This window comes from Catelliglobosispora koreensis DSM 44566, from assembly GCF_000379685.1.
GTDB classification, from domain to species: Bacteria; Actinomycetota; Actinomycetes; order Mycobacteriales; family Micromonosporaceae; genus Catelliglobosispora; species Catelliglobosispora koreensis.
Genome location: NZ_KB903261.1, coordinates 54,318 through 69,767, shown reverse-complemented (window position 1 = coordinate 69,767; position 15,450 = coordinate 54,318). Strand labels below are relative to the sequence as shown.

At 64.3% G+C, this 15,450-nt stretch carries 11 protein-coding genes; 9 read left to right on the top strand and 2 right to left on the bottom strand.

Features of this window, described 5'->3' with window-relative positions; all coding sequences use genetic code 11:
• Positions 1–88 precede the first annotated feature (88 nt).
• Positions 89–5,137, top strand: a complete 5,049-nt coding sequence (gene pulA / locus A3E1_RS0119445) for a pullulanase-type alpha-1,6-glucosidase (protein ID WP_040391252.1) — start codon at positions 89–91, stop codon at positions 5,135–5,137.
• Positions 5,138–5,418: 281 nt separating this feature from the next.
• On the opposite strand, the gene A3E1_RS0119440 is transcribed toward pulA, so the two are convergent.
• On the bottom strand, positions 5,419–7,503 hold the full coding sequence (locus A3E1_RS0119440; protein ID WP_020522464.1) for a S9 family peptidase: 2,085 nt from the start codon (positions 7,501–7,503) through the stop codon (positions 5,419–5,421).
• Positions 7,504–7,621: 118 nt separating this feature from the next.
• On the opposite strand from A3E1_RS0119440, the gene A3E1_RS0119435 reads away from it, so the two are divergent.
• The 8 genes from A3E1_RS0119435 to A3E1_RS0119400 are packed head-to-tail and all read left to right on the top strand — an operon-like array spanning position 7,622 to position 14,713.
• The gene (locus A3E1_RS0119435; protein WP_157631615.1) at positions 7,622–8,719 is read left to right on the top strand and encodes an FAD-binding oxidoreductase; all 1,098 of its coding nucleotides are present in this window, start codon (positions 7,622–7,624) and stop codon (positions 8,717–8,719) included.
• Positions 8,720–8,740: 21 nt separating this feature from the next.
• The gene (gene hemL / locus A3E1_RS0119430; RefSeq protein WP_020522462.1) at positions 8,741–10,039 is read left to right on the top strand and encodes a glutamate-1-semialdehyde 2,1-aminomutase; all 1,299 of its coding nucleotides are present in this window, start codon (positions 8,741–8,743) and stop codon (positions 10,037–10,039) included.
• A 14-nt stretch (positions 10,040–10,053) separates the two neighbouring features.
• A complete protein-coding gene (locus A3E1_RS0119425) occupies positions 10,054–10,656 on the top strand; it encodes a histidine phosphatase family protein (RefSeq protein WP_083929578.1) in 603 nt (200 codons plus the stop codon).
• A 7-nt stretch (positions 10,657–10,663) separates the two neighbouring features.
• Positions 10,664–11,194: a TlpA family protein disulfide reductase gene (locus A3E1_RS0119420; protein ID WP_020522460.1), complete on the top strand. Its 531-nt coding sequence runs from the start codon at positions 10,664–10,666 to the stop codon at positions 11,192–11,194.
• Positions 11,191–11,925 carry a cytochrome c biogenesis CcdA family protein gene (locus A3E1_RS0119415; RefSeq protein WP_020522459.1) on the top strand — a complete coding sequence of 245 codons (735 nt, stop codon included), beginning with the start codon at positions 11,191–11,193 and terminating at the stop codon, positions 11,923–11,925. Before A3E1_RS0119420 ends, A3E1_RS0119415 begins: the two co-directional genes overlap by 4 nt.
• On the top strand, positions 11,883–13,358 hold the full coding sequence (gene resB, locus A3E1_RS41080) for a cytochrome c biogenesis protein ResB (protein ID WP_040391330.1): 1,476 nt from the start codon (positions 11,883–11,885) through the stop codon (positions 13,356–13,358). The genes A3E1_RS0119415 and resB overlap by 43 nt, the downstream gene beginning before the upstream one ends.
• A gap of 8 nt (positions 13,359–13,366) precedes the next feature.
• Positions 13,367–14,290 (top strand): c-type cytochrome biogenesis protein CcsB, encoded by a 924-nt coding sequence (ccsB, locus tag A3E1_RS0119405; RefSeq protein ID WP_051105110.1) that lies wholly within the window; start codon positions 13,367–13,369, stop codon positions 14,288–14,290.
• 45 nt (positions 14,291–14,335) lie between these two features.
• Complete coding sequence (locus A3E1_RS0119400; protein ID WP_020522456.1) at positions 14,336–14,713, top strand: hypothetical protein; 378 nt, start codon at positions 14,336–14,338, stop codon at positions 14,711–14,713.
• Between the two features lies 1 nt (position 14,714).
• On the opposite strand, the gene A3E1_RS0119395 is transcribed toward A3E1_RS0119400, so the two are convergent.
• Entirely contained in the window at positions 14,715–15,350 is a 636-nt protein-coding gene (locus A3E1_RS0119395; protein ID WP_026208607.1) for a hypothetical protein, read from the bottom strand.
• Positions 15,351–15,450 lie beyond the last annotated feature (100 nt).

Genomic DNA, 15,450 nt, shown 5'->3' with positions numbered 1-15,450 from the left:
CCAACTTACGTGACGCATAGGTCTATCCAAGCATGAAAGAACAGAGCAACTCTTGCGGAAACATTTCAGAAACCCGTAGGGTGCGCGCATGAGCCTCCGTCGATTGCGAATGCTCCTCATAGGACTGTTATCGGTCGCTTTGCTCAGCAACCCGGCCTATGCCGGGCGGGAGAAAGAAACTCCTGGTCACGATGATGTGCGCGAAGCTGAGCAGTTCTATTTCGTCGTGCCAGACCGGTTCGCTAACGGCGATCCCAGCAATGACCGTGGGCACTACCAAGGTGACCGGACGAAGACCGGTTATGACCCAGCGGACAAGGGCTTCTATCACGGGGGCGATCTGCGTGGCGTGATCAACCGGCTGGACTACATCCAGGGCCTGGGGACCACGGCGATCTGGCTGGCGCCGATCTTCAAAAACCAGCCCGTGCAAGGGGATTCGGCCGGCTACCACGGCTACTGGATCAATGATTTCACCCAGGTTGACCCCCATTTTGGTACGCGTGAAGACCTCAAAGAGCTCGTCAGAATCGCCCACAAACGGGGCATCAAGATCTACCTCGACGTCATCGTGAACCACACGGCTGACCTGATCTCCTACCGTGAGAATCAGCAGTCCTATGTGGACAAGAAGACCGCGCCCTACCTTGACCGGGAAGGCCAGCCGTTCGATGACACGAACTACGCTGACGGCTCGCAAGGTTTCCCGGCCGTGGGCAAGACGCCGTACACCCCGGTTGTCAACGGCCCCAAGGTTCCCGCTTGGCTGAACGACCCGATGATGTACCACAACCGTGGGGACTCCACGTTCTCCGGTGAGAACAGCACGTATGGTGATTTCTTCGGCCTCGACGATCTGTGGACGGAACGCCCAGAAGTCGTGCAGGGCATGACGAAGATCTACTCCGACTGGGTCAAAGACACGGGCGTTGACGGCTTCCGGCTCGACACCGCCAAGCACGTCAACATGGAATTCTGGCCGCAGTTCTCCGACGCCATCATGAACCGGCACAAGGACTTCTTCATGTTCGGCGAGGTCTACTCGGCGGACCCGTCGATCATGTCCAGCTATGTGCGTGAGGGCAAACTGCCAGCCGTGCTCGACTTTGGTTTCCAGGCTGCCGCGACGGGTTTCGTGAACGGTGGCTCCGGCACGGGCTTGGCCGAGCTTTACGCCGCTGATTCTCTTTACACGTCAAGGAAGACCAACGCCAACGCGCTGCCAACGTTCCTGGGCAATCACGATATGGGCCGCATCGGCACGTTCACGGGCAGCCTGGAGAAGTCGCGACTGGCGCACGAACTGATGATGCTGACTCGCGGGCAGCCGGTGATTTATTCGGGCGACGAGCAAGGCTTCACCGGCAACGGCGGCGACAAGGACGCCCGGCAGGACATGTTCGCCTCGAAGACACCCGACTATCTGGACGACGATCTGCTCGGGACGGACCGCACACACGCGCAGGACAACTACGACACGAACCACCCTATGTATCGCGCGATTGCCGAGTTGGGTGCGCTGCGCAAGAACCATGAGGCGCTGCGCAACGGGACGCAGACGACGCGTTACGCGGGCGATGGGGTGTTTGCCTTCTCGCGCTTGGGTGCTGACGGCACCGAATACATCGTGGCCGTGAACAGCTCCACGTCAGCGAAAACGGTGCCCATGAACACGTTTGGTGCCGCGAGCTGGAGCCGCATCTACGGCTCGGGCGCGTTTGACGGTTCGGCGCTATCCGTTGGCGCGCAGTCGACGACAGTCTTCCGGGCCGCAGCGAAGGCGCCTTCTAGTGCGTTGAACCTGACGCTCAACGTGCCGTCGCTGCAGCACACGCAGTCTGTCATCACGGCCAGCGTTACCGGCGATCCCAACGCGACGGTCAGCGTTTCCGCTCAGGTCGGCAACGGCAAGTGGCAGATGCTCGGCACCGCGACGACCGCGCCACACCGCGTGCACCACGATCTGAAGGGACTCGCTGGAAACACGGTGGTGCGCTATCACGCGGTGGCCCGGGACAGTCGCGGGCGCACGGTGACGGCGAGCGCTTCCACCACCGTCGCGACGCCGCCGCAGGCGGCGCAGCGGGATTACGTTTTGGTGCACTACCAGCGCCCCGATGGGAACTACGCCGACTGGCGCTTGTACACCTGGGGTGACATCGATCCGACGCAGAATCTGCCGTGGCCGCAAGGTCAGCCTTTCGCCGGCCGTGACGCCTATGGCGCCTTCGCCTGGGTGAAGGTCAAGCCCGGGGCAACCTCGATCGGGTACTTGGTAATCGACGCCAACGGCAACAAAGATGTGGCGACTGACCGTTTCATCGACCCGAGCCAGACCTATGAGGTGTGGCTGAAGCAGGGCGAGACGGCCCTTCAGCCCGCGCCAGCTCCCACTGAACCACCCGCTAACACGGCAGTTCTGCACTATCGCCGAGCCGATGGCAATTACGCCGGCTGGGGTTTGCACCTGTGGGACGGCAACGCTAACCCGGTCGAGTGGAACTCCCCGATGCTGCCAACGCGGATCGACTCGTACGGCGCGACGTTTGAGATTCCTTTGGTGCCAGGAGCAACGGGAGTCAGCTACATCGTGCATAAGGGCGACGAGAAGGACCTGCCAAACGATCAGCGGCTGAACTTCAGTGTCTCCGGCCGCGAGGCGTGGATCCTGTCAGGCCGTCAGGCCTACCTGCGCCCAGAGGTGAAGACGTCTGGTGGCAGCGATATCGACCTGACGAAATCGTTCGCCCAGCTATTGGACCGGAGCACGCTCGCGTGGAAGAAAGCGAACCCCGATGGAAAGGTCTACGGGCTGGCGGTCTTCCCCAACGGCGGGGCGTCCATTGTGGACGGAAAGCTCGCGGGCACGTTCTCCACCGTCGCGATGACGGCCAAGCCCAACGGTCTGACCGAAGCACAACGTGAGCGGTTTCCACAGCTTTGGGAGTACCCCACCTTTGGCTTGGAAATAAAGAAGAGTGACCTGCGCGGACAGGTGATCGCGACGGAGAGTGACCACACCGGAAAGCTCTTGTCCGCGACTGGTGTGCAGATCGCTGGCGCGATCGACGACCACTACGCCCCGGCAGCATCGGAGAAGCTGGGCGTCATCTATGAACGTAATCAGCCGACGCTAAAACTCTGGGCGCCAACGGCACACAAGGTCGAGCTGGAGCTGGGCGACACGGTGGTGCCGATGCGGCTAGACGAGCGCACGGGAGTGTGGAGCGCCAGCGGAAAGCGGGACTGGGATGGCAAGTCCTACCGCTATCGCGTGACGACATGGCAGGGCACGCGCTCGGTGACGGATCCGTATTCCGTTGCCCTGACACCGAATTCGACCCATAGCGTGATCGCGCAACTGGGCGCGGCCAAGGTGGAGAAGTTCGATGGGAGGCCGCACGTTCAGGAAGTCTCCGTGCGGGACTTCTCGATCACGGATGCCTCGGTGCCTGCCGAGCTGCGTGGCACCTATGGCGCGTTCACCGTTGATTCCGCGGGAACGCGTCATTTGAAGGCGCTCGCGGAAGCTGGTGTCACGCACCTGCACCTGTTGCCGGCATTCGATTTCGCGACGATTCCCGAGCTGCGTTCCGATCAAGCGGTGCCCGCCTGTGATCTGGCCTCGCTGCCCGCGAACTCGCCGCAGCAACAAGAATGCGTTGACGCGGTCCGGGCCCGGGACGGTTACAACTGGGGATACGATCCGCTGCACTACACGGTGCCCGAGGGTGGGTATGCGGTGAACCCGGCCGGAACAGCACGCAACGGTGAGTTCAAAGCCATGGTGGACGCCTTGCACGCCAAGGGTTTGCGGGTCGTCATGGATGTCGTCTACAACCACACCTCGGCACCGTCGCCATTGGACAGTGTCGTGCCGGGTTACTACCACCGGCTGGCCGCCGACGGCTCGATCGAGACGTCGACCTGCTGTCTCAACACCGCGCCCGAGAACATGATGATGGGCAAACTGGTCGTCGACTCCGTCGTCACGTGGGCGTCCGCCTATGGCGTCGACGGGTTCCGGTTCGACCTGATGGGCCACCACCCCAAAGCCAACATGATCGCCGTGAGAGAGGCACTCGACAAGCTTCCCAACGGGAAGTCGATCCTGCTTTACGGCGAGGGCTGGAACTTCGGCGAGGTCGCCAACAACGCCCGGTTCGTTCAGGCGACGCAGCAGAACATGGCGGGCACCGGGATCGGCACGTTCAACGACCGGTTGCGTGACGCGGTTCGTGGTGGCGGGCCCTTCGACGATGACCCACGACAGCAAGGCTTCGCGTCGGGCTTGGGTGCCGGGGCGAAACTGTCCAACTACGAGGATCTGATCAAAGTTGGCCTGACCGGAAACTTGGCCGACTATAAGTTCACCGGCTCGTCAGGGTCAGTTGTGCGGGGCCGCGACGTGCTCTACAACGGTTCTCCCGCTGGCTATACGGCAACACCGTCCGAAGGCGTGACCTATGTCGACGCGCACGACAACGAGATCCTGTTCGACGCGCTGGCCTACAAGCTGACCGGAGTCTCACCGGCTGACCGGGCCCGGATGCAGGTCCTCGCTCTGTCCACGGTGGTGCTCGGCCAGGGCACCGGCTTCGTCACCTTCGGTTCCGATCGCCTGCGCTCCAAGTCCCTCGACCGCAACTCGTATGACTCGGGTGACTGGTTCAACGCGGTCGAGTGGGATTGCGCCAAGGGCAACGGTTTCGGGCGCGGTCTGCCCCCGGCTTGGGACAACGCTGGCAAGTGGCAATACGCGGGCCCGTTGCTCGCCGACCCGTCACTCGTCCCGTCCTGCGCCGACATCGCCCTGGCGACGGCCCGCTATCAGGAGCTGTTGCGGATCCGGAAGTCCTCGAAGCTGTTTGCTCTGTCCACGTTGGACGAAGTGCAGCGGAAGGTCTCCTTCCCAGTCACGGGCACCTCGGGCGTGATCACGATGGTGCTGCGCGATGATCGCGAAACCATCGTGGTCGTCTTCAACGGCACCGGCGCGGCGGCGACTCACTTGCTACCAGGTCTCGGCACGCTGAAGGTCGCACCCTCGGTTGATCCCGTGATGGCAGGCGCGTCCTACGCCAACGGTGTCCTCACCGTCCCGGCACGGACCGTCGCCGTCTTCACCTCGCGGTAGGCGTTTGAGGGCTGTGCTTGATCGCGGCCCTCTTCCGCTTTCCACCTATAGCGGCACTGCCTTGATCGGCGGGGGCGTGCAGGTGGTAGGTGGTTGTTCTGCCCCTTTGCTTTGCACCCATACGGGCTCGGGCGGTGCATATTCGTTCCCGTATGGGTGCAAAGCAAATGCGTTGTGCGCAGACACATGCCCGCAGCTCAAAGGCACGTGCCAACCCGATTCGCCCCACGCCGCTTTGGGTGCAGAGCGAAACAGGGCACGCCTTAGCGGCCAGCCCGAACTCAGGCCACGCCGAGGCGGTCGAGCGCCCAAGCCGCCATGAAGGCTTCTTCTTTCCACACGTCATAGCGCCCGGATGGGCCGCCGTGGCCGGCGCCCATCTCGGTCTTCAGCAAGTAGGAGCCCTGCGGAGCGCGCTCGCGCAGGCGGGCGACCCACTTGGCGGGCTCGCAGTAGCGCACGCGGGCGTCGTTGAGGCTCGTCATCGCCAGGATCGGCGGATAGTCCAGGTTGGACACGTTTTCGTAGGGCGAATAGCCCTTCATGTAGGCGTAGACCTCGGGCGACTCAATCGGGTTGCCCCACTCTTCCCACTCGGTGACGGTCAGGGGCAGGGACGGGTCGAGGATCGTGGTCAGCGGGTCGACGAAAGCGACCTGCGCGACGATGCCCGCGTAGGCGTCGGGGGCGAGGTTGGCGATCGCACCCATGAGCAGCCCGCCCGCTGAGCCGCCACGTGCCACGAGCCGGTCCGCGCTGGCCCAGCCGGATTTCACTAGGTGCCGTGCGCACGCGTTGAAGTCGGTGAACGTGTTGCGCTTGGCGAGCATCTTGCCCTCTTCATACCAGCGGCGCCCCATCTCGCCGCCGCCGCGGATGTGAGCGACGGCGTAGACGACGCCACGGTCCAAAAGCGACAGCCGTGGAATGGAGAACCACGGGTCCATGCTCGTCTCGTAGGAGCCGTAGCCGTAGAGGAGCAGGGCCGCGGAACCGTCGCGCGGGGTTCCGGCCTTGCACACGAGCGAGATCGGGACCTGTGTGCCGTCGTCGGCGGTCGCCCAAACACGGTGCTGCTCGTAGTCGGCTATGTCGAACGGCCGCCCGTCCGGGCCGGCGAGCACCGGCTTTTGCCTGCGCAGCAACAATTCCCGCGAGTCGAGATCGTAGTCGTACACCGAGTCCGGCGTGATCATCGAGTTGTAGGACATGCGCAGCTGGCGCTGGTCATAGTCGGCGTTGCCGCCCAGGCCCACCGTGTAGATCGGTTCCGGGAACGAGATGTCGTAAGGCTCACCGTCGTTGGGCACGATCCGCAGCCCGGTCAGCCCGTCCTTGCGGAAGTGCACGACGATGACGTCTTGGAAGGCGTCCACGCCTTCGAGCCGCGTGTCGGAGCGGTGCTCGATCAACGGGTGGTAGTCGCTGTGGTCCTCGACCGGCACCCAGCCCAGCGTGAAGTTCTCCGCGTTGTCGTTGTGCAGCACGAGCCACCGGTCACCCTGGTGATCTAGGGACAGCTCAACGCCTTGACGGCGCCCTTCACCAAAGATCACCGCCTCCTCCAGCGGACGGTCGGCCGGGATCAGACGGGCCTCCGAGGTGAGCTTGCTATTGCTGTCGATCACGAGGAACTTCTGTGAGCGGGTCAGATCGATGCCGACCCAGAACCGCTCGTCGTCTTCTTGGAAAACCAGAACGTCGTCTATGGACGATCGCAGCACGTGCCGCCACACGCGGTGCGGGCGCCAGGCGTCATCGATCGTGAGGTAGAAGAAGGTGCTGTTGTCAGTTGCCCAGGCACCGCCGTAGAACACGTCTTTGATCTCGTCGGGCAGCAGCTCGCCGGTGCGCAGATCTTTGAAGCGCAAGGTGAACCGCTCGTCGCCGGAGAAGTCGGTCGAGTAGGCGAGCAGGTTGCTGTCGGGGCTGACGTCGAAGGTGCCGAGGGAGAAGAAGTCGTGTCCTTCGGCCAGAGCGTTGCCGTCGAGCAGAATTTCTTCACCCGGAAGAGGGGCGCCATCCTTGGCGACCGGCGGGGCGGTTTCGCCCTCAGCGATCGGCTTGCGGCAGTGTATGCCGTACTGCTTGCCCTCTTCAGTGCGGGTGTAATACCAGAAACCGTTGTGGCGCAAGGGAACCGAGAGATCGGTCTCCTGGGTGCGGGCCTTGATCTCCTGGAAGACGGCCTCGCGAAGGCCGGCAAGGTGAGCCGTCATCTTTTCTGTGTAAGCGTTTTCCGCCTCAAGGTGGGCGATGACCGCTGGGTCTTCCTTTTGCTCAAGCCACGCATATTCATCGATGATGGTATCGCCGTGGTGGGTCCGCTCAACCGGGAGCCGCTTCGCAACTGGTGACTGGGTCATGGCGTAAACGCTAGCTGAGCCCTGATGATGACCGCCATCAGTGCTATGCTTCGAACACATGTTCTAAGATGTTCTCAATCTGGAGGTGCGCCAGAGAATGCGTGGCCGCGCAGGAGACGTGGCAGATCAGTTGGAAGGTGCCGAAGTCCGCTATGTGGTGCGGCCTAGCTCGGTCAGCGAGCTGAGTGCCCTGATGGCCGAGGCGCGAGAAGCTGAGATGTCGGTGTTACCGAAAGGCGGTGGCAGCAAGCTGGGCTGGCTTGATCTGCCGCCGGTCATCGATGTGCTGCTCGATTTGAGCGCCTTCGATGGCTGTTCATACGCGCCGTCAACGGGAAACGTGACGGCTGGGGCAGCTGCCCCCTTCGCGGTTGTGCAAGACGAGCTGGCCCGCTTCGGCCGCCGGCTGGAGCTTGACCCGCCTTCGTGGCGCGGCACGGTTGGCGGGATGGTGGTGACGGGTGAGGCAGGCCCGATCTCGCACCGCTTCGGCCCACCCGCGGCACACATCGTCAACGCGACGGTGGTCCTGCCAGGTGGTGAGATCGGCGAAGTGGCCGATCGCGTCGAGCTGGTCGGCAACTCGATCTGTGATCTTCGGTGGGCGTTTCCGGGCTGGCCGCATCCGTCGTGCGTGGTCGTGGAAACCGTGCTGCGCACCCACCCGCTGCCCGATAGTCAGGCGTGGGTCACGTTTCCGGTGGAGCAGCCCTTTCACGTGATGAATCTGCTCGATGAGCTGCTGGCGGTGCACCCGTCGGCGATCGAGCTTGATCTGCCCGGCATGCGTGCCGTGGCAGGCACGCGCTATGCGACCGGCGCTCTATCGATCTTGCTCGAAGGCGCCGCTCCCGGTGTTGAAGACAGGGTGCGCCGGTTCGAGGGCCGCGGCCAGGCCAGTGAGTATGCGCCCGCTTGGTGGGGGCGTTATCCCTTCCGGCCAGGCGAGGTGGCGGTCCGTCTCACGATCCCGGAAGGAATGCTCAACGTCATTTGCTACACCCTCGCTGACGCGGCTGGCCTGCCGATTCCGGTACGCGGCAGCCTGGGTCACGGCCCGTGCTGGGCGGCGATCCCCGCCGATCTGACCCCGCAGCGCCTGGTGGCGGTGATCGAAGCGGCACGTAATGTTCTGCTGGCCCGCAGCGGTTCAGCGGTCGTTCAGTGGGCGCCGGCACACCTGCGGGAGCTTGTAGCTCCGTATCGATATCCGTAGGTCTGGCACAATAGCGGCACTGTGATCGATGCATACCCTTATGACGCCCCGGCGTCTCAGACACTGTTTGACCGCGCCTCGGCGATCGTGCCCGGCGGCGTCAACTCACCTGTGCGTGCTTTCAAGTCGGTGGGAGGCACGCCCCGGTTCATGCTGCGCGGCGAGGGCCCATGGATGTTCGACGCTGATGGCCGCAAATACGCCGACCTGGTCTGCTCCTGGGGCCCGCTGATCCACGGTCACGCCCACCCGGCTGTGATCGAGGCGGTGCAGCAGGCGGCCGCCAAGGGCACGAGCTTTGGCACGCCGACGCCGGGTGAGGTGGAGCTGGCCGAAGAGCTGGTCGCCCGCACCGCCGTCGAGCAGGTGCGGCTGGTCAGCTCCGGGACGGAAGCCACCATGTCGGCGATCCGGCTGGCCCGTGGCTTCACCGGACGGTCCAAAGTGGTCAAGTTCGCGGGCTGCTATCACGGGCACGTCGATTCCTTGTTGGCTGCCGCGGGCTCTGGCGTAGCGACACTGTCCATTCCGGACTCTCCGGGCGTGACGGGAGCGACCGCTAGCGAGACGATCGTGTTGCCATACAACGATCTTGATGCGGTCCGTAAGACGCTAGAGGCCGAAGATGTCGCGGCGATCATCACCGAGGCCGCGGCCGGAAACATGGGCGTCGTCGCGCCGCTGCCCGGATTCAACGCGGGCCTAGCCGAGCTGGCGCACGCGCACGGGGCCTTGCTCATCATGGATGAGGTCATGACCGGCTTCCGCGTTTCGCGCGGTGGCTGGCAAGGGCTTGAGCCGGTGAACGCGGATCTGTGGACTTTCGGCAAAGTCATGGGCGGTGGGCTTCCCGCGGCCGCCTTTGGGGGTAAAGCTGAGATTATGTCGAGGCTTGCCCCGTCCGGGCCGGTGTATCAAGCAGGCACGCTGTCGGGTAACCCGCTGGCCTGTGCCGCGGGACTCGCCTCGCTGCGGCTGGCTGACGACGCGACCTACGCCAAGCTCGACGCGACTGCCGCGACGATTTCTGGGCTCGCGGTCCAAGCCCTGGCCGCCGCCGGGGTCGAGCACCATCTGTCCGTCGCGGGCAACATGTTCTCGATCTTCTTTACCCCTCATCGGGTACTCGATTACGACGCCGCCCGCGGCCAGAATGTGCCCCAGTTCAGGGCGTTTTTCCACAGCATGCTGGCACATGGCGTCTACTTGCCGCCCAGTGCCTTTGAAGCGTGGTTCGTCAGCACCGCCATCGACGATGAGGCTCTAACCCGGATTGCCGAGGCACTCCCGGTCGCGGCAAGAGCGGCGGCGCAGGCGTGAAAACGATCGTCCACATGCTCCGCCACGGGGAAGTGCACAATCCGGCGAAGGTCCTCTACGGCAAGCTTCCCGGTTACCAGCTCAGTTCGCTCGGGCAGCAGATGGCCAAAGCGGTGGCGATGGCTTTGTCGAGCAACGACATCACTTATGTCGTGTCGAGTCCGCTGGAGCGGGCACAGGAGACGGCCGCCCCGATCGCGGAGCAGTTTGGCCTGCCCATCGCCATCGATCCGATGTTGATCGAAAGCGACAATGTCTTCGAGGGCACCCGCGTCGAGCGGTCGATGCGGGATCCGAAGTTCTGGCTGTCGCTGCGCAACCCGTTCCGGCCGTCCTGGGGCGAGCCCTATGCGCTGATCGCCACCCGGATGCTCGCGGCGCTCGCGGCCGCTCGCATCGCGGCCGCCGGGCACGAGGCTCTGTGTGTCTCACACCAGCTTCCTATTTGGACACTGCGCCGCTTCCTGGAAGGCCAGCGGCTCTGGCACGACCCGCGTAACCGCCAGTGCAACCTGGCCAGCCTGACGTCGTTCCACTTCGACGATGAGCGGCTGTCACGCATCTCATACTCCGAACCCGCCTCCCATTTGGGCCCTGGGACCGGCCGCGGGGCATGATGTCCGCATGAACCGTCGTGCCGTTCTTCTCGCGGTCGTTGCCGCGGTCGCTGCCGGGTGTTCCGGCGGCGGCAGCGAACAGACGGCCGGGCAGGTGGTTCAGTTCCCAGCGGGCAAACGGGCCGACGCTCCTGAGCTCAAAGGAACCCTGCTCGACGGTGGCAGCTTCGACCTGGCCACCCTCAAGGGCAAAGTGGTCGTGCTGAACTTCTGGGCGAGCTGGTGCGCGCCCTGCCGCATCGAGGTCGCCGACCTGGAAGCCGTGCACAAGGAAATGCCCGGTGTCGCTGTCGTCGGGCTGAACACCTATGACGACAAGGACAAGGCGCTCGCGTTCATCGAGAACAAGGCGACCTACCCGAGCCTGCTGGACACTTCGGGCAAACTGGCGCTGGCGTTCCGGGATGTGCCGCCTAACGCGCTGCCGTCGACGATCATCGTGGACGCCCAGGGGAAGATCGCGGCTGTGATTCGCCGCGCTACGACCCGCGACGAACTGGCCGGCCTGCTCACTCCGCTGCTCGCGGAGAAGGCATGAGCGAGGTCGTCGCTGGGGGACCACTTCTGCTCGCGGTGGGGGTGGCCCTGCTGGCGGGCCTGGTCAGCTTCTTGTCTCCGTGTGTGCTCCCTTTAGTACCCGGATATCTGTCTTATGTGACCGGCCTGGTTGGAGCGGACCTTGACTCTCCCCGCAAAGGCCGGGTGCTGGCGGGTGTGGGTCTTTTCATCGCGGGATTCGCTGCGGTGTTCATCACGATTAGCGTGCTGGTCGCTGAGGCCGGGCGGATGCTGCTGCGTTACGACCGGCAGGTGCAGATCGGTGTCGGCGTGCTCATCATCTTGCTGGGGCTGGCTTTCATCGGCCTCGTGCCAGGGATGCAAAACGAGCGGCGCCTCCAGAAACTGCCCGAGGCTGGGCTGCTCGGCGCGCCGGTCTTCGGTGCCGTGTTCGCGTTGAGCTGGATCCCTTGCGTATCACCGACTTTGGGTGCCGTGCTCGGCCTGGCCGGCGTGGGCGGAAACTCGGGCCGGGCGGTTGTGCTCGCCATCGCCTATTGCCTCGGCATCGGCTTGCCGTTTCTCGTGTTCGGCCTGGGAATGCGCCGTCTGGCGGGCGTGATCAAGACCATCCGGCGTAACTCCAAGTGGGTCACCCGCATCGGTGGCGCCATGCTGATTCTCGTGGGACTCGCGCTGGTGTCAGGCTTCTGGAACGACTTCATCACCTGGCTGCGCGTGACGGTCGGCCCCGGGAGCGTCGGCATATGAAGCCGGCTCTGGCGTTTCTGCGCAATAGCTGGCGGCAGCTGACCAGCATGCGCACCGCCTTGGTGCTGCTGTTCCTGCTGGCGATCGGGGCGATCCCGGGCTCGATTCTTCCCCAGCGCCGGCTGGGCGAGACCCCGGTTCAGCAGTACTTCATCGAAAATCCCAAGCTGGCACCGGTCCTGGATCAGCTAGGGTTCTTCGATGTCTACGCGGCACCTTGGTTTGCCGCGATCTATCTGTTGCTGTTCACCTCGCTCGTCGGCTGTGTCCTGCCGCGACTGCGTGATCATGTCCGCGCGCTGATCAAGACGCCGCCCGAGGCGCCTAAGCGGCTCGAACGGCTCCCTCAGCACACCGTCTACGGCACGCATCCGACGCTCGATTTCAAGGGCTGGCGCAAAGTCCGGCGGGAGCACCCTGACGGCTCGGTCACGATCTCGGCGGAAAAGGGCTACCTGAAGGAAACGGGCAACCTGCTTTTCCACAGCTCTCTTCTCGTGATCCTGGCCGGCGTCGCCATCGGTGCCCAGTGGGGCTGGAACGGCCAGCGCATTCTCATCGAGGGCGCTGACAAGCCGTTTTGCAATGTGCTCTACCAATACGACCGCCCCGTGCTCGGACCCTACGTCTCAGCGAGCGACCTGCCGCCGTTTTGCCTTGAGCTGGAAGACTTCCAAGCGTCCTATTTGGAGAACGGTCAGGCCACGTCGTTTGAGGCGACGGTCAACGGGGGGCAGAAGTTCCGGGTCAATCACCCGCTGCGCCTCGACGGCGCCAACGTTTATCTGCTCGGCCACGGTTACGCCATCGAGGCGCGTTACACCGATGCGGCAGGCAGGGTGCAGCAGGTCACGGCCGCTTTCCCGGACAACAACGACATGATGGCGAGCATCGGCGTGCTGTTGTTCCCCGATGCCAACGGTGGTGACCCGAAGAACCAGATCGGTTTCGAGGGCATCTACCTGCCGACGGCCGAGGGAGCTAGTTCACTGCACCCCGAAGAACGCAATCCCAGGCTGACGTTGATCCCGTGGAAGGGCGACATCGGTCTTGACGCGGGCATCCCGCAGAACGTGTACGTCCTGGACACCAAACGGATGACGCCCTTCGGTGAGCGGAAGACCTTGAAAAAGGGCGAAACACAGACCCTCCCGGACGGCAGCAAGCTGGAGTTTCTGGGGACGCGGTCGTTCATCGCCATCTCGGTCCGCCACGATCCGGGTGAGCCGATCGTCCTAACAGGAGCGGTCCTGCTCCTGGTCGGGCTGCCGCTGTCGCTGTATGGCAAGCGGCGTAGGGTGTGGCTGCGTCTTCACCCAGACGGCACCGCCGAGGCTGGCGGTCTGCCCAAGACCGACTATCCCGGGTTCGCTGACGAGTTTGAAAAGGTGACACGGTGGCAATCGACGGAGTCTTTCTCACCCTCACGGTGAGCGGATACATGGTGGCGATGCTGCTGCACGCCGCCGACTTCGCTTTCGGCCCGCAAAGCCATGTCGCACGCGCCGCGGTGCGCGAGCGTGAGCTCGTCGGCGCGGGTGGCCCGGCGGTCGTTGAGGGCGCGCCGCATCCCTATGCCGCTCCCGAAGTGGAGCCGAGCAGTGAGCCGCGCTCACGCTGGCTGCTTCCCGCAGCGCTGATCGTCACGGTCGTCGCGGGTGCGGCGCATCTCGCGACAGTGCTCGCGCGCTCCCTGGAAGCGGGCCGCATGCCATGGGGCAACATGTACGAATACGTGATGACGGGCACTCTGCTCGCCACGGCGATCTGGCTCTTCATGGCGGTCAAGAAGCCAGGTGTGCGCCACTTGGGCCTGTTCCTGGTGCTCACCCAGGTGCTGCTGACTGGCGTGGCCGGCATCGTCTTGCGTAAGCCCGTGGCGCCCTTGGTTCCCGCGCTGGACTCCGTTTGGTACGTCGTGCACGTGGGCTCGATCATCACGGCGACGGGCCTGTTCCTCGTCGGCTTCGCCGCCTCCGTCATGTACCTCATCCGCAGCGGTTACGACGCCGGCAAGCGCACGTGGTTCTACCCCTACGGCCGCCTGCTCGCCAACGCGGAAACCGCCGAACGGCTGTCGTTTCGCCTGCACGCCCTCGCGTTCCCGATCTGGACCTTCGGCGTGGCCGCTGGCGCGGTCTGGGCCGAGGCGGCCTGGGGCCGTTACTGGGGCTGGGACCCGAAAGAGGTCTGGGCATTCATCTCGTGGGTGATCTACGCCGGATACCTGCACGCGCGGGCGACGCCGAGCGTGTCCAAGCGCACAGCGGCGTGGATCGCGGTCATCGGCTGGCTCACGATGATGATGAACCTCTTCGGCGTCAACATCTTCTTCACCGGACTGCACTCTTACGGCGGCGTCTAGCCGATACACAGGTGGCGCACAGCGACTCGGCCTAACGTTTTCGGCATGGATGAAAGCCGAGCTCGCCGGGTCGTTGACGCGTTACGGGAGCGGGGTGTCCCGGCTCACGTGGCGCAGCCGCGTGCTGGGGTGTCCCAGTTCGGGATCCGGGTCGTGGTGCCCGGAGACCGCGAAGCGCTATGGGATACCGACGGGACAGCCGGACTAGAGGCGACCGTGATGGCCAACGGGATGCTTGTCGGCTTCGTGCCGCACATCGAAGGGTCCGAGCACTTCACGGAAGAGCAAGTGATCGACGCGATCGCGCGGACCGATTACGACCAGCCGGTCGCCAGGCAACGATCCGCCGCACCACCGCCAGCGCCCGCTTTGCCGCGCGAGGGCGGGTTCTTTAGGCGGTTCATGGAGGGCTTCCGCGAGTGAGCTATTGGCAGCTGCCAGCCGTCCACGCGTCGTAGCGGTTGATCCACTCAAGACAGTAGTCAGCGTTCGATGCCCCGGGCGCGGTTGGCACCTGGCCATCCCAGTAGACGAGCGGTCCGCTCGCGCCATCTTTGAGGCTCACGTTGTCGACCCGCACCTGCGGGACGTCAAAGGGCTTCTCAGAATGCACTTCGATGTACTGCTCGATCTTGGCCCGCCCAGTGATCGGCAGTTCCTGGCTCGTGAGCAGATTCCACTTGTCGCCCCACCAGAGCCACGCCTGCCACGCGGTGGAGGGTGCCTCACGTTCCGTCTGCAGGTAGATCCAGATCTTGTCGCCGGTCTTGATCTCGTACTGGTCGTAGAAGACCCACGCGTCACGGTTCGTGTCGTAGGTGTAGATGCGCTGCTTGCCGTTGCCGGACCAGCCGGTCTCGGTCCAGCCCGCTTCCAGCCACTGGATGCCGTCGGGGGTGTCGCCCTTGGCCATGACGCGCCCGGCGAGGAAGTCAAAGGTCTCAGCGCGCACTGCGGGATCGCCCACCTGGAACCGGGCGATGATCCCCGACCAGCCGCTCGCCGTCGTCGCGCCCAGATGGTGATAGCCCGGGCTGGGAAGGGGCGCGGAGCGCTGCATCGCGGTCACCCGCGCACGGCAAGTGTCCGGAGACGACAGTGATGGGGAACCCTCGGGCGCGCTTGTTGGCGCCGGCTGGCCAGTTTCACACCATGGATAA

Bases quoted from the DNA above. Each gene is read 5' to 3' on its own strand.
- A3E1_RS0119425 (WP_083929578.1), top strand. From the start codon at position 10,054: ATGCTCCGCCACGGGGAAGTGCACAATCCGGCGAAGGTCCTCTACGGC.
- pulA (WP_040391252.1), top strand. From the start codon at position 89: ATGAGCCTCCGTCGATTGCGAATGCTCCTCATAGGACTGTTATCGGTC.
- A3E1_RS0119420 (WP_020522460.1), top strand. From the start codon at position 10,664: ATGAACCGTCGTGCCGTTCTTCTCGCGGTCGTTGCCGCGGTCGCTGCC.
- A3E1_RS0119400 (WP_020522456.1), top strand. From the start codon at position 14,336: ATGGATGAAAGCCGAGCTCGCCGGGTCGTTGACGCGTTACGGGAGCGG.
- ccsB (WP_051105110.1), top strand. From the start codon at position 13,367: ATGGTGGCGATGCTGCTGCACGCCGCCGACTTCGCTTTCGGCCCGCAA.
- A3E1_RS0119440 (WP_020522464.1), bottom strand. From the start codon at position 7,503: ATGACCCAGTCACCAGTTGCGAAGCGGCTCCCGGTTGAGCGGACCCAC.
- A3E1_RS0119415 (WP_020522459.1), top strand. From the start codon at position 11,191: ATGAGCGAGGTCGTCGCTGGGGGACCACTTCTGCTCGCGGTGGGGGTG.
- A3E1_RS0119395 (WP_026208607.1), bottom strand. From the start codon at position 15,350: ATGCAGCGCTCCGCGCCCCTTCCCAGCCCGGGCTATCACCATCTGGGC.